This is a genomic window from Nocardiopsis sp. RV163 (assembly GCF_001029525.1).
Classification (GTDB): Bacteria; Actinomycetota; Actinomycetes; order Streptosporangiales; family Streptosporangiaceae; genus Nocardiopsis; species Nocardiopsis dassonvillei.
This window is the reverse complement of sequence record NZ_LEKI01000062.1, coordinates 1-21,193: the sequence shown is the minus strand read 5'-3', so window position 1 is coordinate 21,193 and position 21,193 is coordinate 1. Positions and strand designations below refer to the sequence as shown.

Below are 21,193 nucleotides of genomic sequence, written 5' to 3'. Positions count from 1 at the left end.
TCAACCAGAGATGTGCTGTGGTGTACTGTTCTCGACCGAGGAAAGGGAGGGCTTCGATGGCGGAGAACACGAGCGTCACCGCGGCCGACATCGCGCGCATCGCGCAGGTGAGCCGGACCACGGTCAGCAACTGGCGACGGCGCCACGGGGACTTCCCGCACCCCGTCGGGGGCAGCGGGAACCGGGCGCTGTTCGACCTTGCCCAGGTCGAACAGTGGCTCGCGCGCAGTGACCGCATGCCCGAGCGCGAACCCCACGAGCGCGTCTGGGAGCGGATCCGGATATCCGCCGCCGAGGGCGGCGGTCTGGGGCAGGTAGTCGCCGACGTTCAGGAACTCCTGTTCCGCCTGTCCCGGAGCGACGCCGCGGCCGTGGACGCGGCGACGGGCCGGGCGGCCGCCCATCCCGGCGGAGCCGACCTGGTCGGCGCCCTGCGCGAGGCGGCTGGAACCCCGGGCCTGGCCCGTGAACTCTCCGACCGCGTCCACGACGCCTACCTCGCCGCCCTGGGCGGCAAAGCGCACATCACCCCCCGCCCGCTGGCCCGCCTGATGGCCGACCTGGCAGAGGTCCGGGGCGCCGAGGTGCTCGACCCCGCCTGCGGCACGGGCACCCTGCTGCGTACCGCCTCGGAGGACGGCGCGGTGGGCCTGTACGGACAGGAGGCCGAGGAGGCCACGGCACGCCTGGCCCAGGCACGGGTGGGCCTGGTGCCCTCCGGTGCCCCCGGCCGGGTCTGCGGGGGAGACTCCCTCACCGCCGACGCCTTCTCCGGCCGCCTCTTCGACGCGGTGCTGTGCAACCCGCCCTTCAACCAGCGCGAGTGGGGGGCCGACGAACTCGCCTACGACGAGCGCTGGGCCTACGGGGTACCGCCCCGGGCCGAGTCCGAACTGGCCTGGATCCAGCACTGCCTGGCCCACACCCGCCCCGGCGGCCGGGTCGTCGTGCTCATGCCCCCGGCCGCCGCCTCCCGCCCCTCGGGCCGCCGCATCCGCAGGGAACTGCTGCGTCGGGGCGCGCTGTCGGCCGTCATCGGCCTGCCCGCGGGCGCGGCCGCTCCCCTGCACGTGGGACTGCACCTGTGGGTCCTGCGTCAGCCCGCGGCGGGGAGCACGTTCGAACCGCGCGTGCTCTTCGTCGACGCCGGAGGCGACCAGGAGAACGAGGAGCAGCGTCGAGCGGTCGACTGGGAGGAACTGCGCGGCGGCGTGGACGACGTCTGGCGCGCGTTCCTCGACGCCCCCGCCGAGACGGCGGAGGTGCCCGGGTTCTGCCGGACCGTGTCCGTGGTCGAACTCCTGGACGACAGCGTCGACCTGACCCCGCAGCGCCACCTGCCCGTGGCCGTTCCCCACGCCAGCGCGGAGGAGACCCGCAGGTGGGTGGGAAAGACCCGCCGAAGACTCCTACGCACGCTGGAGCGCGTCAGCGTCAGCGTGCCGGGGGAGGGGTGGACACCCCGGGATGCGGAGGAGTGGCGGATGGCGGCCGTGGCCGACCTCGCCCGCTCCGGAGCCCTGGTCCTGCACCGCGCGCCCTCCACGGCCTCGGGCCTGTCACCGGCGGCGGAGGAGGGCACGGGGCGCGGCCCCCGGGTGCTCACCCTGGCCGACGTCGTCGGCGGCCGGGAACCGGGCGGACGCCTGACCACGCCCGCTGCCTCCGAGGAGGCGCGGGGACGGGTGGAGGTGCGCGCGGGTGACGTCATCGTCCCCTCGGCGCTCGTCAGGAGGGAGTCGCCCCGGGCCAGGGTCGCGACGGAGGCTGACGCCGGAACCCTGCTGGGTCTTAACCTGCACCTGCTCCGGCCGGATCCCGCCCACATCGACCCGTGGTTCCTGGCCGGTTTCCTGGAGGACGAGGACAACCTGCGCCGGGCCGGGCAGGGGTCGACCGTCATCCGGGTGGACCTGCGGCGGCTGCACGTCCCGCTGCTCCCCTTGACGGAGCAGCGGCGCTACGGCGCGGCGTTCCGCGAGCTCCAGGAGTTCCGCACCGAACTCGACCACGCCCGAACGGCCGCCGACGAACTGGGCCGGCGCCTGTCCGGCGGACTGCGCTCCGGGCTGTTGGCGCCGCCGTCTCCGAGCGCGTCCGGGGAGCCCGGAGGGTCGGAAGTCCCCGAAGCTCCGAACACGGACGCGAACGTCTGACGAATCAGCCAGACTTGACCCACACCCCGCTCAGAACCTTCGGCAGTACCCCTCAACACCCCTCAGCAGCACACCCCTTCGGAAGGACCCCGGTGAATTCGAGTACCCATCAGGAGATGGTGAGTTTCATCTGGTCGGTCGCGGACCTGCTCCGCGGCGACTACAGGCAGTCCGAGTACGGCAAGGTGATCCTGCCGTTCGTCGTGCTGCGGCGCTTGGACTGCGTTCTGGAGCCGACCAAGGGCAAGGTGCTGGAGGCGCACGAGAGGTTCAAGGACAAGCCCGTCCACCACGAGTTCGTGCTGCGGGCCTCGGGGCACAGCTTCTACAACACCAGCTCGCTGACCTTCGAGCGCATCGCCGCCGACCCCTCCCAGGCCGCGAACAACCTCACCCACTTCATCCGCGCCTTCTCCCACAACGCCCACGAGGTGCTGGAGAAGTACGAGTTCGAGGGCCAGATCCGCAAGCTGGACAACTCCGGGCTGCTCTACCGGGTGGTGGGCAGGTTCGCCGACCTGGACCTGTCGCCGGAGCGGATCTCCAACGTGCAGATGGGCTACGTCTTCGAGGAGCTCCTCCGCAAGTTCTCGGAGATGTCCAACGAGACCGCCGGTGAGCACTTCACCCCCCGGGAGGTCATCAAGCTGATGGCCAACCTGCTGCTGGCCCCCGACGAGGACTCCCTGCGCGGCCCCGGTGTCATCAAGGAGATCCTGGACCCGGCCTGCGGCACCGGCGGCATGCTCACCGAGATGCACGACCACATCACCGCCCTGAACCCGGACGCCACCGCGGTCGTGTTCGGCCAGGAACTCAACCCCGAGTCCTGGGCGATCTCCCGTTCGGACCTGATGATCAAGGGCCAGAACCCCGAGCGCATCAAGTTCGGCAACTCCTTCAGCCATGACCGGCACCAGAGCCGCAAGTTCGACTACATGCTGGCCAACCCGCCGTTCGGCGTGGAGTGGAAGAAGGTCAAGGACGAGGTCGAGGCCGAGCACGAACTGGGATCCTCCGGCCGCTTCGAGGCGGGCCTGCCGCGCATCAACGACGGGTCGCTGCTGTTCCTCCAGCACATGATCTCCAAGATGAAGCCGGTCAGGCTCGACGAGGACGGGGAGAGGCAGGGCGGCAGCCGGATCGCCATCGTCTTCAACGGCTCGCCGCTCTTCACCGGAGCGGCCGGGTCCGGTGAGTCCGAGATCCGCCGGTGGATCCTGGAGAACGACTGGCTGGAGGCCATCGTCGCCCTGCCGGACCAGTTGTTCTACAACACCGGCATCTCCACCTACTTCTGGGTGCTGACCAACCGCAAGGACCGCGCCCACGAGGGCCGCGTGAAGCTCATCGACGCCCGTGAACACTGGACCAAGATGCGCAAGTCCCTGGGTGACAAGCGCAAGGAGATCAGCAAGGAGCAGATCACCGAGCTGACGCGGTTGTACGCGGACGCGCTGGGTGTGGCCGAGGATTCCGAGCACCCGTTGCACGGCAAGGTGAAGGTGTTCCGCAACGAGGACTTCGGTTACCAGCGCATCACCGTGGAACGGCCGTTGAAACTGCGCTTCGAGGTCACCGAGGACACGTTGGTGGAGTTGGCCGCCGCGCTGGACAAGGGCAAGACCACCGCCAAGTACGAGCAGAAGGCGGAACTGGTCGAGGCTCTGCGGGCGCTGGTGGGCGGTGAGCCGTGCTTCAAGAAGACGGAGTTCGCCGACCGCATGCAGAAGGCGTTCGCCGAGGGTGGGGTGTCCAAACCGCCGACGGCTGTGATGAAGGCGGTGTGGAGCGCGGTGTCGGTGCGCGACCCCGAGGGCGAGGTACAGAGGAAGAAGGGTGAGCCTGAGCCGGACGCGGAGCTGCGCGACTTCGAGAACATCCCGCTGGACGAGGATATCGAAGCCTACATGGAGCGGGAGGTGCTGCCGCACGTGCCCGATGCGTGGGTGGACCACTCGAAGACCAAGATCGGCTACGAAATCCCCTTCACGCGGCACTTCTACGTGTACACGCCGCCTCGGCCACTTGAAGAGATCGACGCGGAGCTGAAGGAGCTTGAGGGCGAGATCCAGCGACTGCTTGGTGAGGTGACGAAGTGACTCACATGCGCCTTCGTCACGTGGCTCAAGTAAATCCCTCTTCTCCTGTTTTTGATCGACTTTCGGGCAATGCGGATATCTCTTTCCTGCGAATGGAGTCTGTCTGGCCCGGAAAATGGCATGAGATGAGTGAAATTAGAAGGAAGTCGGATGTTATTTCTGGATTCACTCGATTCCAGGACGGTGACATCTTGGTTCCCAAGATCACGCCGACATTCGAAGCGTCGAGGTCCATTCTCGTTGACGGATTGAGTTCTGGCGCGGGTGCGGGAACAACCGAGCTTCATGTGGTACGGCCAGGGGGCCATATTTATCCACGTTTCCTGCTGCACTTGATGCACTCCCATCGGTTTCTTCGTGTTGGGGAAGCAGAGATGTATGGAGTTGCTGGGCAGAAGCGAGTTCCAGATGATTTTTTGCGAGACTTGGAGGTTTGGATTCCTGAGCCTGACGAGCAATGTCGCATTGCTGACTTCCTCGATGCCGAAGTGAATCGTATCGAAAAAATTGTAGCGAAGCGGCGTCGGCAGCTTGGTCTTGCCTCGCTTCGCCGGGAAAGAGTGATCGAGGAAGCATTGACCCTAGGAGATTCATGTGAACACGGAAAGCTGGTTCCTCTGAAATACTTAGTCCATCGCGTGGGGGTGGGTATTGTTATTACTCCCGCTTCTTGGTATGTAGAAGATGGTGGAGTTCCGGCATTGCGCGGCGTAAATATTCGCCCTGGCGAAATTACTCAAAGTGACATGATTCGCATTAGCAGTGAGGGGCACGCGCTTCATCGAAAATCTCAGTTGAGCTCTGGGGATTTGGTGGTGGTGCGAACTGGGCAGGCGGGTGTTGCTGCGGTGGTCCCCGATGATCTCGACGGGGCAAATTGTATTGATTTGGTGATCATTAGGCCTGGCGGCGATATTAATTCTAATTACATTGAATATATCCTTAACTCTGGATATGTAAAAAGGCATGTAAGTGAATACTCCGTGGGGAGTATTCAGTCTCATTTTAACGTTTCTGCGATGAAAGATATGCCCATACCTTTTATTGCTCTGGATAAGCAGAAGCAGGTAGTTGAGGGGTTGGATAGGCGTGTGGGTGTGATTGATGATTTCCAGGAGCGGGTTCGCTGCCAGGTCGAGTTGCTTGAAGAGCGTAAGCGTGCCCTGATCACCGCAGCCGTCACCGGTCAGATCGACGTCACCACCGCGCGAGGAGCCGACCTGTCATGAGCCCGGTCTACGACGAGAGAACCTTCGAGGACCACATCGTCGCCTCGATGCTGGAGCGCGGCTGGTCCCAGGGCGCAAACCACCACTATGCCCCAGAACTCGCCCTCGACACCGCCGAGCTCACCGCCTTCCTCGGCGCCACCCAGGCCGACGCCTTCGAGGAACTCGTCACCCGCTGCGGCGGCTCCCGGGACCAGGCACTGTCCACCTTCGCCAAGACCCTCGCCAAGCGCATCGACACCGAGGGCACCCTCCACGTCCTGCGCCAGGGCGTCACCGTCGAGGGCCTGAAGTTCCGGCTCGCCTACTTCAAGCCCTCCCATACCATCGCCGAGAACGCCCTCGCCGACTACGAGGCCAACCGCCTCACCGTCAACCGCCAGCTCCGCTACGCGGCCAAGGACGGCGACCAGGGCCGCGCCCTGGACCTGGTGCTGTTCGTCAACGGCCTGCCCGTGGCCACCGCCGAACTCAAGAACCCCCTCACCGGCCAGAACGTCAACCACGCCAAGCACCAGTACGCCCACGACCGCGACCCCCGCGAACTCCTCTTCACCAAGCGCGCCCTCGTCCACTTCGCCGTCGACCCCGACCTGGTGTTCATCACCACCAGGCTCGCCGGGAAGGACACCCGCTTCCTGCCCTTCAACACCGGTTCCGAGGGCCCGGGAAACACCGGCGGCGCGGGCAACCCCCTCCCGGCCGCCGACGCCTCCGGCTACCGCGCCGCCTACCTGTGGGAGACGGTCTGGGACGCCGACAACTGGCTGGACCTGTTGGAGCGGTTCGTCCACGTCAAGCGCGACAAGGACGACAAGGGCCGCAGGCGCGAGAGCGTCATCTTCCCCCGCTTCCACCAGTGGCACGCCGTGCGCAGCCTGGTCGACCACGCCGCCCGGCACGGAGCCGGAAACAACTACCTGATCCAGCACTCGGCCGGGTCGGGCAAGTCCAACACCATCGCCTGGCTCGCGCACCGGCTCTCCTCGCTGCACACCCCCGCGGACCCCGCCCTGATGGACCCGGCCGCTGTTGCCAGGGGTCTGGAGCCCAATACCCCCGTCTTCGACAAGACCGTCATCATCACCGACCGCTCCGTCCTGGACAAGCAACTCCAGGACACCGTCGGCGACTTCTCCCAGGTGGAGGGCCTAGTGGGCCGGATCGGCGGCAAGGGCGGCTCCAAGTCCGCCCAGCTCGCCGAGGCGCTGTCCACCTCCTCCAAGCGCGTCATCGTCGTCACCCTCCAGACCTTTCCCGCGCTGCTGGACTACCTCAAGCGCGAACCCACCGAGATCCGCGGCGGCCGGTTCGCCATCGTCGTCGACGAGGCGCACTCCTCCCAGAGCGGCGAGGCCGCCAAGGACGTCAAGAAGGCACTGCGGGACCTGGGCCTGGACACCGACGACGACACCGATGACAACGACGGGACTGAAGGCGCCGAGAGCGGGGGAGGAGCGGCCGAGGGCACCCCCAAGACGACGGAGGAAGCCCTGCTGGAGTCGGCCTCCTACCGGGGCCGCAGCGCCAACCTGTCCTACTTCGCCTTCACCGCCACCCCCAAGCACAAGACCCTCAACCTGTTCGGTGTGCGCAGCGAGGCCACCGGCCTCTACGAGCCCTTCCACACCTACTCGATGCGCCAGGCCATCGAGGAGGGGTTCATCCTCGACCCCCTGCGCAGCTACATCACCTACGCCACCCAGTACCGGCTGCTCAACGGCAACACCGACGACCCCGAGGTCGACGCCACCAAGGCCAAGTCCCAGTTGGCCAGGTTCGCGCTGCTGCACGACTCCACGCTCGCCCAGCACGCCGAGACCATCATCGAGAACTTCAACACCGTCACCCGTCGGCAGATGGGCGGCCGGGCCAAGGCCATGGTGGTCACCCGCTCGCGGGATGCGGCTCTGCGGATGTACCGGGCGATCGAGAGCTACCTGAAGGACAGCGGAGTTCCCGACCCGGGCGTCCTGGTCGCCTTCTCCGGAACGCTCAAGGACCCCCGGAGCGGTGAGGAGGTCTCCGAGCCCTCCATCAACGGGTTCCCCGAGACCGAACTGCCCAAGCGTTTCGCCGCCACACGAGCCGACGATCCCGCGGCCGTCGCGCGCAACGGCAAGGAGTACCGCCTGCTCATCGTCGCCGACAAGTACCAGACCGGCTTCGACCAGCCGCTGTTGACCACGATGTTCGTGGAGAAGTCGCTCAAGGGCGTGGCGGCCGTGCAGACCCTGTCCCGGCTCAACCGCACCCACCCGCTCAAGTCCCAGAGCGATCTGCGGGTGCTGGACTTCGCCAACGACGCCCAGGAGATCAGGGAGGCGTTCCGGCCCTACTACGAGCAGGCCGTCACCGCCGAGGCCGAACCCGACATCCTGCACACCATCGCCCACCGGGTCATGAGCGAGGCCGACGTGCTGGTCAGGGACGAGCTCCAGGGGTTCGCCGACGCCTTCCACAAGCTGGAGGTCCAGCCCGGCACCGACAACCTCAAGAACCACCCCGAGCTCAACCGGTTCACGGCCCCGGCCGTCGAGCGCTTCGCCGCGCTGATGGAGAGCGAGGAGGAGGACGAGCGCACCGACGCCGACCGCTTCCGCGCTGACCTGAACGACTACGTCACCAAGTACGCTTTCCTGTCGCAGATCATGCGCTACCCGGACGCCGACCTGGAGCGGCTGTACCTCTACGGACGTTTCCTGCTGCGGGTGCTGCCCGCGCGCAAGGACGGCGGTGTGGATGTCGGCGAGGTCGACCTCAGCCACCTGAAGCTGTTCCGCAAGGCCGAGGACGATCTGCGGCTCAGCCCCGAGGGCGACCAGGAGCTTCCCGGGTTCTCGGACGGGACCGGCAGTGCCTACGACCCCAAGAAGGAGCTGCTGTCGGAGATCATCGAGATCTTCAACGAGCACTTCGGCCACGACCTCAGTGAGGCCGACCGGCTGATGATGGAGGAGCGCCTCCAGACGGTCATGGACAACCCCGAGGTCGAGATGGCCGCCGTCAACAACGACGAGGGGGCCTTCCGGCACAAGTTCGACCCGGCGATGAAGGACGCCGTGATGGATCGATATGAGAGCGGAGTTGAGTTCACCGAGCGCTACATCGGTGAGCAGGACTTCCAGGACTCCATCAACCGGGCGATGAGCCGGGCCGCCTACCGGCTCCTGCGCCAGCGCAACGGCCTCAGCGGCACCTGAGGCCCATCCGCCTGAGCCCCGAAGCACTCGGCCCCGCCCGCTGGAAAGCCAGCAGGCGGGGCCGAACTTCGTTGATCTTGTACTTATAGCTACTCTCGGCGGTCGAACCTCGCTATAAGTACAAGATCATTCGCGTATGGGATGGTCGAGAAGGGGATCAGGCGCCCTTGGTGGTGTCGATGAAGGCCTGCCACTCGGCGGAGGTGAAGAAGAGTGCGCCCAGCTCGCGGTGCTGGGTGTCCCGGACCCCGGTGACCGGCCCCTCTGCGATCTCCACGCAGGCACCACGTTCAGCGCTGTGGCTCGCCTTATGCCACGGCCTGGTGGGGACACGCGCAACCTCCACGCAGTTGTTGTCCCCTCCGCTATAACTGGACTTGAACCAGTGGATCACCGGAGCTCCCTTGCCAACGAGTCGATGAAGTCCATCGTGTCAGACGGTGACAGAGCGGACTGACGCAGGCTTTCGAACGCGTCCCTGTAGCGACTGACGCTCTCGGCGCTCTCCAGATACAGGTCACCCATCATGCCCTCGATGTAGACCACATCGGGGTACAGCTCTGCCGGGAACGAGAAGACCGTGAAGGCGCCCTCCATGGCCGCATGTGTGCCAGCCTGGAAGGGAAGCAAGCGTAGGGTTGCCGTCTCGGTTCCCGCGACCTCATGCAGAGTGCTGAGCTGTTCGGCCATCACTTCTTTTCCGCCTACGTTTCGCCTGATCACGGCCTCGTTGAGAATGAAGTCCAGGTGCAGAGGCTTTTCCCGTTCGAGGATCTTCTTTCGGGCCATACGGGCGGAGACTCGACGCTCAACGCTTTGGGTGTCGTAACCAGGACGCAGCGCCTGGATCACAGCGCGTGCGTACGACTCGGTTTGGAACAGCCCCGGAACCAGCTCTGAGGAGTAATACCGGATGAGGTGGGCCTCATCCTCCAGGGCGACGAACGAGCCGGTGAAGACGTCCTGATAGGTGGTCCACCATCCGCGCTTCTTGGAATCCTTCGCAAGTTGGATGAGGGCTTCTCGCTCAGGGCTGGCCACTCCGTAGAGGTCGAGTAGCCCCTGGATATCCAGCCAGTTCACGCGGGGGCTGCGTGCGTTCTCCAGGCGGAAGAGTTTGGAGACGTGCCAGTCCATGCTGGCGGCGACCTGCTCTTGGGTCATCTTTGCTGCGGCGCGGAGCTCCCGCAGGTCTTGCGCGAGTCGATATTGCCGCACGGTGGGGATCGGATCAGCCATCGCATCCTTCGTTCATCAACGTCGTGGCTTTACTCTGTCATGCCCTTGAACTGCGCTTTCGTGTTCAAAGCGGACCTTCTGGTGTGTTCTGCACGCCTTTAACTTGCAGGCTTGTAAGTTGCTGCCTGCTGGGTTTTACTATAGTCGGCTCCACACCCTCCGTCGTACGGGAAGGGAAGTCGGAGTCTGCCCAGACCCGGCGGGGTTCTTTCACCGCCGGTACGGCCGCTGACCTTGTTGGTGGCTGGCACGAAAACGGGCTCTGGGGGCGATTGCAGCGCCCCCAGAGCCCAGATCGACAACACAAGAACCCCTGTGCATGAGGAGTTGTGCGTCATGACCATTGTGCCGCGTCCCCGCGCGCCGTTCCACACGCCCACCCCGCCCTTCGCCGGGCGGCGTTGGGCCTCGCGCGTCTACCCCGGCGACCTGTCCCAGACCGTTTGGATGCGTGAGGACCTGCGCGCCGACCTGTTCCGCCTTCAGGGCCTGTGCCCCGACCTGGCCGACACCGTGGTGCTGTGCGCCAGCGAGATGTTCGCGAACGGGGTCGACCACTCCCGTTCCGGTGAGTCGGACGGCCGGGTCATCCGCACCCTGTCCATGCCCACCACTGATGTCCTGCACCTGGGCATCGTCGACGACGGGGTTCGGGAGTCCGTCCCCACCCTCCCGGAGATCCCGCACCAGCGCACGGCCGAGGAGTGGGAGGAGGCCGAACGCGGCCGGGGCCTGCTGCTCATCGACTCCCTGGCCACCCGCTGGGGAACCCGGGCCGTGGTGGACTTCCCGTTCTGCGAAGGCCTGGGCACGATCGTGTGGGCTGAGTTCACCCTCATCCCCGTCATCTCCGCCGACACCGCCCCCACCGGAGCCGACCGATGACCGCCGTGCCGGTCTCCTCGGGGGTGCGCGCGGTGCTGGACGCGCCCCGGGGACGCCGCTTCTCCCGGCCCGGCGCCTCGGCCCCGCCCATCTCGCCCATCCGGGAACAGCGCCTCCTCGCCCAGATGGAAGGCAACCCCCGGGTGGCCTACCGGCAGGCCCACGGCGTCCTGCCCGCCTGGATGGAGATCCACGCCGCCCGGTTGGCCGAACGCGACACCCGGGCACCCGAAGGTCCGGAGGAGCGCCCGCGCAGGCCCGCCGCACCGCCGGTACGCCCGCCCGAACCCGCGGTCCCGCGTCCGCGTCCGGCCCCCGACGACAGCCCGTTCCCGTCCCGACGGGAGCGCCCGCCGCTGCCGCGCCGCCGCTCCAAGCGCCCGCACGGCCACCGCAAGCCGCGCAGTTGGTTCCGCACCGGTCGCCCTGACCGCCCCGGCCCAGTACGCCTGCTGACCGCCTACACCCTCGCCATCAGCACCGGAGCCCTGGCCCACCACCTGGCCACGGTCCTGCTGTAGCGGGGGAGCGGCTGCCCGCACGCTCACGGAAAGGCCGCGCCGGACCTGTCATCGGGCCCGGTGCGGCCACACCCGTCTCACCCGATGCCACCCGGTCGTCCACAGCCCAACGCCCCGCTCCCGCCGGAGTCTCCAACCCCCCTCTGACGTTGTCGATATGGAGGGACTCATCCTTCGATCGCGTCCTCTGCCCAGCGCACCCGCACGGCCCCGAAACTCTTCACGTTCGCCCACCACAGCGCGCCCGGGCCTGTCATCATGAAAACGCCTTCCGCACGGCAACCGCAGCATTCGACAAGCCGCCCCCTAAGCTTGAAAGAGATTCGGTATGACGATCTCCTCGTGTGAGGCGGAGGTGACGCACGGCATGATCTTCAGCCAACCCGAAGACCCGCTGCTGCGCTCCGTTCTCTCCCTGTTCCGGGTCGCGCGGGACCAAGGGCACAGTCTCAACCGGACCAAGATCGCCAAACTCCTCTATCTCGCGGACCTCTCCGCGGTCGAGAACGGGAGTGTCGCGTTCAGCGGCGCGACCTGGAGGTGGGAGAACTACGGTCCCTTCGACCCGGCCCAGTACCGGGTCGAGGACGCCCTGGTCGCCACCGGGATCATCGAACGCACACAGGATCCCCAGAGCCCCTGCGGGGAGGTTCGGCTCCGCCTGGTCGAGGACATCGACGCGCCCCTCGAATCCGTAGCGCTGACCGTGCTCGGCAGAACCGTCGCCGAACACGGTGGCAAGTCCGCCGCTCAGCTGAGGGACCTGACCTACGAGACCGCCCCCATGGTGCAGGCCCAGTCCGAAGGCGAGCGCGGGGTTCTCCTCGATCTCAACCGGGCCAGGCGTCGCAAGCAGTACGCCGCTCTCAAGGAGCGCTACCGGGCACGGTTGGCCGACAGAGGCCACGTCGAATCCGATCCGGGTGTGGGGGAGGACCTTCTCGCGGAGATGGGAGAGACCGCCGAGGTCCGCCGTCGGGCGAACACGAAGGCGCTGGGTGAGGAGTGAAGCCCCCGATCAAGCGCGGTGGGGTCTACTGGGTTCCCGACCGCCTTCTCTCCCTGCCCCCTGACTACGACCGGGACCCGCACCCCCGACGCGCCGTCGTGGTGATCAGCGGTGACGCCGAGAACGAGAACCAGGACTGGCCGTTCGTCCTGGTCGCCCCGTGTTCGAGCCAGTCCTCGCGCAGGACCCGGTACTGCGTGAAGCTCAGCCAGGGCGTCGCCAACGTGCAGAAGAAGTGCTGGATCCGTGTCGCCGCCGCGCAACCGGTCGCCAAGGAGGACATCGGCGACTACGTAGGTCAACTCCCCGCCCACCTGCTGGAGGACGTCTACGTCAATCTCGCCGAGTACACCGGCCAGGTCTGAACGGGGGCCATCGAACTCTCTCCCCCCATGTCCGGCACGGCGGTGGGGTGGGGCCTGCTTCCCCGCGCCCGCCCGAGTGGTGCGGCACCGGGGGAGCCCGCCGTGACCATGAGGAGGTCGCACGCGGGCAACCGCCTCAGATCCGCCCTGTCCGTCGCGTCCGCGCACCACCGGTCGTACCCGGCAGGAGGGGACGTATCGCTGCAGCTCAGAGCTCACGTCCTGTCCGCCGGGTCACACTCGCCTGACACCAGCGCCCACACGGAGTCACCCGCCGGGTGATACCGGGTTCCACCACCACCGTGGACAGTGGAGACGGTCTGCCTCCTCTGGCAGGCCGTCGACTCCCGGAGGCCCTGTGGCGCACAACCACGCCTGCGCGAACGCCAGAAGGCCCGGTTGCTCGTGCTCCGGTTGCGGAGGCAGTCTGCACGGCTGGCCCGGACACCTCGAACTGTCGCGCAGACCCCCCGAAGAGCGCGCGGTTCGCCGCGAGGGCGCCCAACAGGACTGGTACGCCGCCGTGGGGTTCGACGAACAGACCAGACGCGAGCACCTGGCCGCCCCCACACCGCAGATGCTCGGCCACGCCGTCGAGGCCGCCAGGGTCGACGTGGCCGACCACCTCGCCGCACGCCCCGCCAGGATGGACAGGGTCCGGGAGTTCGGCGGCCTGCTCAACACCCGGGCGTTCAGCGCGGTCAAGGCCGAGGCGGCCCGCCGTGCTGTCCGGCACCCCGAACTGGTGCGGATCGCCGAGGCCCTGCCCGGACACTTCTGGTGCTCCCTGCTGGCCGCTCTGGCCGGTGCCTTCGACCGGGTGGACCGGGCCGTCGACAAGGTTCCCACCCAGGCGCGCGAGCTGCTCCGGGAGGAGGTGCCGCCGGGATGGGGCCCGGCTCAGGAGCTGATCGCCGACACCGCGCTGGAATCGGTCTGGGAGTGCGCCGCCGTGTTCCTCACCCCGTGGCGGCCGGGCGAGCTCCTCCTCGTCATGCGGATACTCGCCGTCCTCATCTGCCCCGATCCGGTTCGACACCCGGAAGTCGTCCGTGCGTGCCTGCTCCCCCCGGGCCGGGGCGTCCTCCAGGACGCGGTCACCCTCATGCTCCGCCAGAGCCTCGTCTGACGGTGGGCAGGCCTTCCGGCGGTCGTCCGGACCGCTCGGCCCGGTCAGAAGGGCTTCCTTGCCTTGGCCCAGGCGCCGCCCCAGTCCCCCAACACCCCAGTGGCCTCGAACCCTCCCAGGTCGGTCGTGGCGAACGGGTCCGCCAGGTAGCGCACCTCGTCGTACGCCGCGCCGCGCGCGTCCACCCTCACCAGGGCCAACCGGTAGCGGGGAGCGGCGTTCCTCGCGGTGAGCACCTCGTTGTGGGTGACGAAGAAGTCCCGTGCCCCCTCCATCCGGGCCTTGACCTCGATTCTGATCTGTTCTCCGCCGGACTGGACGGAGAGGATGTCATACCCCGGGTTGTTGAACGCCTGCTCGTGTGGGGTGCGCCCCAGAGCGCGCTCCACGGCCAGGACCGCGTCGATTCCCCGCCGTTCGACCTCCTTGGTCTCCCGAGCCCCGAAGAGCGATCCCGCCGCGGGGTCCTGCTCGATCATGGCCGCGGGGAGCACCAGCGCGGACGTGAGGATTCTGGGGGGCCGGGCACTCATATGCCTCTGCCGCTCGATCTCGCCCAGCCGTCGCTGGAGACGAAGGTCTAGTTCGGTGGCCTTGCGGGCCAGGCTCTCCGAGGACTCCTTGGGTTGCTCACCGCACAGCTCCCTCTGGCGGGCCGCGTCGGAGTCCGCGCGTAGGCGCGCGGACTCCGAACGGAGGCGCCGTGTGACCAGATCGCGGGTGCGGCCCAGTTCGGCCTCCCTGCGCGGGCGTACCTGGTTCACGTATCCGGGGAGCCGGTGCCCGATGATCCAACTCATCGCCGTCTCCCTGGCCCGTGCCATCCAGGTCCATCGCCTGGCCGCGGCGACGGCCGCGGTGTCGGGGGCGGGAGCGCAGTCCAGATAGGCGGCTGGCCCCGCGGGTGTGACCGTGCCGTACTCGTCGACGTAGGAGTAACCGAGACGCCGGTCCACGACCGACCCTGTCCCGTCCGTCACCTCCTCGACGACGCCGACGAGCAGCCGGGGCTCCTCCAAGGAGGGCGAGACCAGGACGGTACCGGAGTTCAGCGCTCCCGCGTGACGGCGGAGCGTCTCCTCCATCACGGCGTCGTGCAGTGGCTGACCGGGCGCGAGCAGTTCGGCGCGCTCGCGCCCCTCGGGTCGTGCGTGGCCGGGTGAGAACGTGACCCTGGTGTAGCTCGAGGCGATGTTCCTGTTCCCGGTCGTGCGCACACTGGCTGGAACGTGGGTGATCTCGTAGCGGCCCTTCTCCCGGTGCACCATCCGTCCGCCGAGCCGCGCGAAGGCGCTTCTGAACGCCGTCTCGATGTAGTGGGGTTGTAGGCGCCTGGCGCGCGCCTCGTCCATCCGCGCCCTCAGATCCCGTAGCTCGGCGTCGGGGAACGGGCCCGAGGTCAACGACTGTTCGCTCAGAAGTTCGTCGAGGCCCTCCCCGACCGAGGCGTCGATGACCTGGTGCATTCTCGCCCGGGTCTCGGGGTGCTCTCCGTAGCGGATGGCCTCGGTCAGAAGCTCGCGTAGCGGCGTACTGGTGAAGGACTCGCCGAGAACATCGAAGACCTTGCCGCCGTAGGCCCTGCGCTGTTCGTCGATCTTGTCCAGCAGGCGGGTGAAGACCATGCCTTCACGGGTGTTGGCCGCGACCAGGTTCCACAGCCGGCAGACCTCGGTCTGGCCGATGCGGTGGATGCGTCCGAACCGCTGCTCGATGCGGTTGGGGTTCCAGGGCAGGTCGTAGTTGACCATCAGGTGGGCGGCCTGGAGATTGAGGCCCTCCCCGGCCGCGTCGGTGGCGATGAGGATCCGACAGTCGTGGTTGTGGGTGAACTCCTCGGTGACGGCTCGGCGCTCACGTCGGTTCATCCCGCCGTGGATGGTCACCACGCTCGTCTCCTGGCCGTGGAGGGCGCGCACACGCGAGACCAGGTAGGCGAGCGTGTCACGGTGCTCGGTGAAGACGATGAGCTTGCGTGGCTCGCCGTGCCGGTCGTGGACCAGCAGGTGGTCCTGGAGGATGCGTGACAGTTCGGTCCACTTGCGGTCCTGGCCGCTGTCGCGAACGGTGCGGGCGGTGCGGATGAGCCCGGCCAGGTCGTTGATCTCGGCTTCCAGTTCCTCCACCGTCCGCGCCGCCGTGGCCGTGTCCAGCAGTGCGTCCTCCAGGCGCTCGATCTCCCGGGCACCGTACTCCCCACCGTCCAGGAGGCCGTGGTCCAGCGTCGGCGACGGATCGCGGTGGTCTCCGCTCAGAACGGCCCTTTTCCTGAGTTCCAACCGCTCCGCGCGCCGGACGAGGGACCTGTGGATCGCCTCCGGGCTGGAAGCCAGACGTCGTTGAAGGACGGTCAGGGCGAACCCGATGCTGTTCCGGCGCGTGCCGCCGAGACGCTCCGCCCGGTTCATGCCCTCGCGTACATAGGCGGTGACCTGTTCGTAGAGGTCGTACTCCAGGACGGTGAGCTCGTAGGGAACGGTTTCGGCGATGCGTTCGGGGAACAGGCGCCTGCCGTCGAATGTCAGCAGGTCCTCCTTGACCATGCGGCGCATGATCCCGCTGGTGTCGGTGGACGTGCTCCCGGCACGTCCTTCGAACCGGTCCCGGTCGAGCAGGGTCAGGAAGAGCTGGAAGTCCTCCTCCTTGCCGGAGTGCGGAGTGGCGGTCATCAACAGCAGGTGCCGGGTGATCTCACCGAGGAGTTCTCCGAGCTGGACCCGCCTGGTCCTGTTGACCCTCCCGCCGAACCGCTGAGCGCCCATCCGGTGGGCCTCGTCCACGACGACCAGGTCCCACTCGGAATTCCTGAGCGTGTTCAGGAGGCTCTCGTTGCGGGCCAGGTGGTCCATGCGCGCTATCAGGAACGGATGGGTGTCGAAGACGCTGGTGTTGACGTTCGAATCGGTCAGGTCGTTGGTCAACAGGTCGAAGTGCAGACCGAACTTGAGGAAGAGTTCGTCCTGCCACTGTTCCACCAGCCCGCCGGGCGCGACGATCAGGCAGCGCGTGACATCGTCGCGAAGAATCAGCTCTTTAATGTACAAACCGGCCATAATCGTCTTGCCGGATCCCGGGTCGTCGGCCAGGAGGAACCGCAGTGGAGTCCGGGGCAGCAGTTCGCCGTACACCGCCCGGATCTGGTGCGGCAGGGGCTCCACGTCGCTCGTGGCCACGGCGAGCATCGGGTCGAACAGGCCGGCGAGGCCGATGCGCTGGGCCTCTGCCGCGAGCTTGAAGTCGGCCGCGTCCGCGTCGAAGGCGCGTGAGTCGGACCGGGCGACCCGCAGGCGTTCCTCGTCCCTGCGGAAGAGCACTCGCTGGTCCAGTTCTCCCTTCGCGGACTTGTAGGTCAACTCGACGGCCGAGGCGCCGTGCCACTGGGCGAAGAGGACGGTGATCGGTTCTGAGGGAATCACACCCTCGATCTGCAGCCCCTGCTCGATCTCTTCCAGGCGCACCCTGATTCTCCTGTCTTCCGCACGCCTTCGGCGGGCCTGCCGCCAGAAGACGTGTGCACGGACCACTGCCAGACCGCGTATTTGAGGATAAACTTTGCTTTGCCTTCTTTCCGCCTTTGCGATGCCCCTTTCACCTCCCCTCCCCACGCGCGCAGAAGGGTCGCATGAACCGAGAAGAACGCCGTGGTCTGGAAGCCCTCGTCGCCCAGGTCAACACCTGGACCGCCCAGGCCAGGAGCATCCGGTCCCAGCGCGGCTCAGCCGCCGCGGTGGTCCGGGGATCGACCGAGTACCTCCGGCGTTCCCAGTTCTCACTCCACCGTGACGGAAGAGCCACCTGGCAGGCCCTGCCGATCACTCCCGAGACCGGTGTCTGTCTGGGAGACCTCCTCGCCTGGAGCAGGATGCCGCCGGTGACGTGGGCGGACGCGCGTGCCCTGGACGTCCTTGCGGACCACATCCCCGGACAGGTCCGCTCGGCGCGTTCCCTCTTGGGGCTGCGCAGGCTCCTCTCCTCGGGCAGGCAGAAAGAGGAGGCGGCCGCCGCGGCCGCCCACCTCGGGGACTATCGCGCACATGCTGAACGGGAGCGGCTGCCCCGGAGGCTGGAGGCACTCGACGTCCCCTTCCGCCGAGGCGGGGTGGACTCCGTTCGCAGCCTGGCGCGGGAACTGGTCCCGTTGGCGGAGCACCTTCCGGAGTTCAAGGGACGCCCCGTCCTGCTGGACCCTCCCGCGCTCCAGGAGCTGGAGGTCGCGATCGGCCGGATCCGTTGGGTCCGGCACCAGGAGGCCTCCTACCGTGGTGCCGCGATACGGGCTGGCAACGACGTTCGCGTGGCGGGGACCCGCAAGCTGCTCGCGGAGATGCCGCTCGACCGGTTGCGAGAGGTCACCCGGGACCGGCTGCGCACCGCTCCGTTGGCAGCCGCCGGTTTCAGGAGTGTGCTGGACGTCCTGGACTTTGGCGAGCACATCACGACGCTGCCCCGCGTCGGCGACAAGACGGCCTTCCAGCTTCTGGGAGCGGCGCGAACACTGTGGCAGACCACGTTCGACGAGATGCCCGCCCGGATCGACATCCGCCAGCGAACCAGCGAAGCCACCGCGCTCCTGCAGGCACTGCGCTCCTGGGGCACCGCCCGTGACCTGGCGGGCGGTTCAACCCTGCTCTCACGTGTGGACGAACTCGCTCCCCTCGCTGACCGCCGCTGGACCGGAAGGGCCACGTACGTGGCCCTCTATCCCACCGTGTACGCCCCCGGACCCGACGCGCTGCGTCAGGACATCAGGGCCGTCTGCGACGGCGCCGCGCGCCTGGGCACGTTCGCCCCCACCGGTAGGGGCCAAGACGACGTGTGGGACGACTTCGTCTCGCGCCCCTCGGACTACTTCGCTCTCCTGGCCGAACTCGGCATCAACCCCGAGGACGAGGCGAAGTCGACCGGTGACCTGCCCGACGAGATCATCCAGGCCATTCGCGACCTCGGTCTGAGGACCGACCACCTCAGGGTCGCGGCTCTGCGGGGCTACCAGAGCTTCGCCGCACGCTTCGCCCTGGTCCAGCGCAAGGTCATCATCGGGGACGAGATGGGGCTGGGCAAGACCATCGAGGCCCTCGCGGTCCTGGCGCACCTGCGTGCGATGGGTGAGAGCCGATTCCTGGTGATCTGCCCAGCTGCCGTGGTCACGAACTGGACGCGTGAGATCACCGCCAAGTCCACGCTGGCCGCCCACCGCGTCCACGGACCCGAACGTGACCGGGCCATGGGCTCCTGGCTGCGTCGGGGCGGGGTCGCCGTGACCACCTTCGAGACACTCGCCCGCCTCCAGGACCGGCTGAGGAATGTCCAGGACCTCGCGTGTGTGGTGGTCGACGAGGCCCACTACGTCAAGAACCCGGCCGCGAAGCGCTCCCTTCGAACCGCGGAGCTGATCGACCGGTCCCCCCGCGCGATCATGCTGACCGGAACCCCGCTCGAGAACAGGATCGAGGAGTTCGCCAGCCTCGTGGGCTACTTGCAGCCCGGCCTCCTCAAGAACATCTCCGAAACACATCCCCGCCGGTTCCGCAGACAGGTCGCCCCCGCCTACCTGCGGCGCAACCAGGAGGACGTGCTCGACGAACTGCCGGAGCTCGTCGAGGTCGACGAGTTCGTCCCCCTGACCGCTCTCGACCTGTCCAACTACCGGCAGGCGGTCGAGGAGGGGAACTTCGCCGCCATGCGGCAGGCCGCTATGGTGGCCGGGCGCGACTCCGGCAAGGTCCAACGGCTGCTGGAGATCGTGCGGGAAGCCGAGGACAACGGCCGACGCGTGATCGTCTTCTCCCACTTCCTGGGTGTGCTGAAGAAGGTGGGCGACGTGCTCCCCGGTAAGGTCGTCGGGCCTTTGACGGGTTCGGTGCCCGCCGTACGCAGACAGGGCATGGTGGACGAGTTCTCCGCGGCCCGCGGCGGCGCCGTCCTGGTCTCCCAGATCCAGGCGGGCGGGGTCGGCCTGAACATCCAGGCGGCCTCAGTGATCGTCATCTGCGAGCCTCAGCTGAAACCCACCATCGAGTGGCAGGCCACCGCGCGCGCACACCGCATGGGTCAACTCGAATCCGTGCAGGTACACCGTCTGGTGAGCGAGGAGGGAGTCGACCAGCGCGTCAGACAGATCCTGGAGCGCAAGAGTGCCCTGTTCGACGACTTCGCCCGTCAGTCCGCGACTGCGGAGAGCGCCCCCGAGGCGTTCGACGTGTCCGAGGCCGAACTCGCCCGCGAGATCGTCGCGGAGGAGCGCGAGCGCCTGCTCAGTGACCGGTAGGCCAAGCCCGGGTCTTCCGTGAGAAAGCGCGCTGGCCCCTGGAACCTTTCACTGGTGCCGCCCTCACCGGTGCGTGGCCTTCGGCGGCCGAGGAGCGGGGAGTACGTCAAGGGACCAAGGGCCCTGCGCCTCCCCCCGTTCGGCCCCGTAGGATCTCCCCGCAGAGAAGAGGACCACCACCCGTGCGGGCCGGGCCGACCCGCCACCGCCCGTCCGCACCCGACCTAAGGGGCCTGGTGCACGCCACACCCGAGCGGATCGCCGACCGGTACGAGCTCGTCGACACCATCAGCACCGGCGGCATGGGTCGCGTCTGGCGCGGCTACGACACCGTGCTCGACCGGCCGGTCGCGGTCAAGGTGATCCGTCCCGACCTGGTGGCCGACCCCAGGCGCTACGACGAGTACGCCGACCGGTTCAGGCGCGAGGCCCGCGTCACCGCCCGTATCGAAAGCCCCGGCGTGCCGGCCGTCTACGACGCCGCCGTGGACAAGGACAAGGGCTCTCTGTACCTGGTGATGCAGTTGGTGCGCGGCGTCTCCCTCGCCGACGCCATCGACGAGAGCGCCCCGATGCCGGTGCCCGCGGCCTCGGCGGTCGCCGCCCAGGTGTGCGCGGCCCTGGCAGAGGCCCACGCGGTCCCCGTCGTCCACCGCGACCTCAAACCGGGCAACATCATGGTGGCCGACGACGGCACGGTGAAGGTCCTGGACTTCGGGATCGCCGCCGTGCTGCGCACCGACGTCACCCGCCTCACCCACACCGGCAGCATGCTGGGGACCTATGCCTACATGCCTCCCGAGCAGGTGCGCGGTGCGCCCGCCACCCCCGGCAGCGACCTGTACTCCCTGGGCTGCGTCCTCTACCAGATGCTCACCGGCCGGACCGTCTTCCCCGCCGACTACACGCACTTCCAACTCCAGGTCGCGCACGTGGAGGAGACCCCCTCGCCGCCCTCGGCACACGTGGACGGCCTTCCCGAGGACCTGGAACGGCTCGTGCTGGACCTGCTCGCCAAGGACCCCGAGGGCCGACCCGCCTCCGCGCAGGACGTCTACGACCGGCTCGTCCCCCACCTGCCCCGACC

General features: G+C 67.6%; 14 protein-coding genes. 11 read left to right on the top strand and 3 right to left on the bottom strand.

The features are described from left to right. Positions 1-56: 56 nt before the first annotated feature. From ABD54_RS13205 to ABD54_RS13190, 4 genes are all read left to right on the top strand, one after another. Positions 57-2,156 (top strand): N-6 DNA methylase, encoded by a 2,100-nt coding sequence (locus ABD54_RS13205; protein WP_047869769.1) that lies wholly within the window; start codon positions 57-59, stop codon positions 2,154-2,156. Positions 2,157-2,272: 116 nt separating this feature from the next. Continuing rightward, a complete protein-coding gene (locus tag ABD54_RS13200; RefSeq protein WP_235432051.1) occupies positions 2,273-4,258 on the top strand; it encodes a class I SAM-dependent DNA methyltransferase in 1,986 nt (661 codons plus the stop codon). After that, a complete protein-coding gene (locus tag ABD54_RS27900; protein ID WP_152692043.1) occupies positions 4,255-5,487 on the top strand; it encodes a restriction endonuclease subunit S in 1,233 nt (410 codons plus the stop codon). Before ABD54_RS13200 ends, ABD54_RS27900 begins: the two co-directional genes overlap by 4 nt. After that, entirely contained in the window at positions 5,484-8,690 is a 3,207-nt protein-coding gene (locus tag ABD54_RS13190) for a type I restriction endonuclease subunit R (protein WP_047869766.1), read from the top strand. Before ABD54_RS27900 ends, ABD54_RS13190 begins: the two co-directional genes overlap by 4 nt. A 157-nt stretch (positions 8,691-8,847) precedes the next feature. On the opposite strand, the gene ABD54_RS13185 is transcribed toward ABD54_RS13190, so the two are convergent. Continuing rightward, entirely contained in the window at positions 8,848-9,084 is a 237-nt protein-coding gene (locus ABD54_RS13185) for a DUF397 domain-containing protein (protein ID WP_082166801.1), read from the bottom strand. After that, positions 9,081-9,929 carry a helix-turn-helix transcriptional regulator gene (locus tag ABD54_RS13180; RefSeq protein ID WP_047869764.1) on the bottom strand — a complete coding sequence of 283 codons (849 nt, stop codon included), beginning with the start codon at positions 9,927-9,929 and terminating at the stop codon, positions 9,081-9,083. The genes ABD54_RS13185 and ABD54_RS13180 overlap by 4 nt, the downstream gene beginning before the upstream one ends. Positions 9,930-10,265: 336 nt before the next feature. Here ABD54_RS13180 and ABD54_RS13175 point away from each other — a divergent pair, with 336 nt between their 5' ends. The 5 genes from ABD54_RS13175 to ABD54_RS13155 all read left to right on the top strand — a co-directional run bounded on the left by ABD54_RS13175 (position 10,266) and on the right by ABD54_RS13155 (position 13,838). Continuing rightward, complete coding sequence (locus ABD54_RS13175; RefSeq protein WP_047869763.1) at positions 10,266-10,814, top strand: ATP-binding protein; 549 nt, start codon at positions 10,266-10,268, stop codon at positions 10,812-10,814. Continuing rightward, complete coding sequence (locus tag ABD54_RS26725; protein WP_053063588.1) at positions 10,811-11,335, top strand: hypothetical protein; 525 nt, start codon at positions 10,811-10,813, stop codon at positions 11,333-11,335. The genes ABD54_RS13175 and ABD54_RS26725 overlap by 4 nt, the downstream gene beginning before the upstream one ends. A 328-nt stretch (positions 11,336-11,663) precedes the next feature. After that, a complete protein-coding gene (locus tag ABD54_RS13165; RefSeq protein ID WP_047869762.1) occupies positions 11,664-12,344 on the top strand; it encodes a hypothetical protein in 681 nt (226 codons plus the stop codon). Beyond that, positions 12,341-12,709 carry a type II toxin-antitoxin system PemK/MazF family toxin gene (locus ABD54_RS13160; RefSeq protein ID WP_047869761.1) on the top strand — a complete coding sequence of 123 codons (369 nt, stop codon included), beginning with the start codon at positions 12,341-12,343 and terminating at the stop codon, positions 12,707-12,709. The genes ABD54_RS13165 and ABD54_RS13160 overlap by 4 nt, the downstream gene beginning before the upstream one ends. Before the next feature lie 358 nt (positions 12,710-13,067). Continuing rightward, a complete protein-coding gene (locus tag ABD54_RS13155; RefSeq protein WP_235432050.1) occupies positions 13,068-13,838 on the top strand; it encodes a hypothetical protein in 771 nt (256 codons plus the stop codon). A 44-nt stretch (positions 13,839-13,882) separates the two neighbouring features. Here the strand turns inward: ABD54_RS13155 and ABD54_RS13150 are convergent, their stop codons facing one another. Further along, positions 13,883-17,296: a helicase-related protein gene (locus ABD54_RS13150; RefSeq protein ID WP_047869760.1), complete on the bottom strand. Its 3,414-nt coding sequence runs from the start codon at positions 17,294-17,296 to the stop codon at positions 13,883-13,885. A gap of 164 nt (positions 17,297-17,460) precedes the next feature. On the opposite strand from ABD54_RS13150, the gene ABD54_RS13145 reads away from it, so the two are divergent. Further along, complete coding sequence (locus tag ABD54_RS13145; protein WP_047869759.1) at positions 17,461-20,106, top strand: DEAD/DEAH box helicase; 2,646 nt, start codon at positions 17,461-17,463, stop codon at positions 20,104-20,106. Between the two features lie 236 nt (positions 20,107-20,342). Next, positions 20,343-21,193, top strand: an 851-nt coding sequence (locus ABD54_RS13140; RefSeq protein ID WP_152692042.1) for a serine/threonine-protein kinase, incomplete at its 3' end; no start/stop codon positions are given.

Bases quoted from the DNA above. Each gene is read 5' to 3' on its own strand.
- ABD54_RS26725 (WP_053063588.1), top strand. From the start codon at position 10,811: ATGACCGCCGTGCCGGTCTCCTCGGGGGTGCGCGCGGTGCTGGACGCG.
- ABD54_RS13190 (WP_047869766.1), top strand. From the start codon at position 5,484: ATGAGCCCGGTCTACGACGAGAGAACCTTCGAGGACCACATCGTCGCC.
- ABD54_RS13205 (WP_047869769.1), top strand. From the start codon at position 57: ATGGCGGAGAACACGAGCGTCACCGCGGCCGACATCGCGCGCATCGCG.
- ABD54_RS13145 (WP_047869759.1), top strand. From the start codon at position 17,461: ATGAACCGAGAAGAACGCCGTGGTCTGGAAGCCCTCGTCGCCCAGGTC.
- ABD54_RS13180 (WP_047869764.1), bottom strand. From the start codon at position 9,929: ATGGCTGATCCGATCCCCACCGTGCGGCAATATCGACTCGCGCAAGAC.
- ABD54_RS13165 (WP_047869762.1), top strand. From the start codon at position 11,664: ATGACGATCTCCTCGTGTGAGGCGGAGGTGACGCACGGCATGATCTTC.
- ABD54_RS13175 (WP_047869763.1), top strand. From the start codon at position 10,266: ATGACCATTGTGCCGCGTCCCCGCGCGCCGTTCCACACGCCCACCCCG.
- ABD54_RS13200 (WP_235432051.1), top strand. From the start codon at position 2,273: ATGGTGAGTTTCATCTGGTCGGTCGCGGACCTGCTCCGCGGCGACTAC.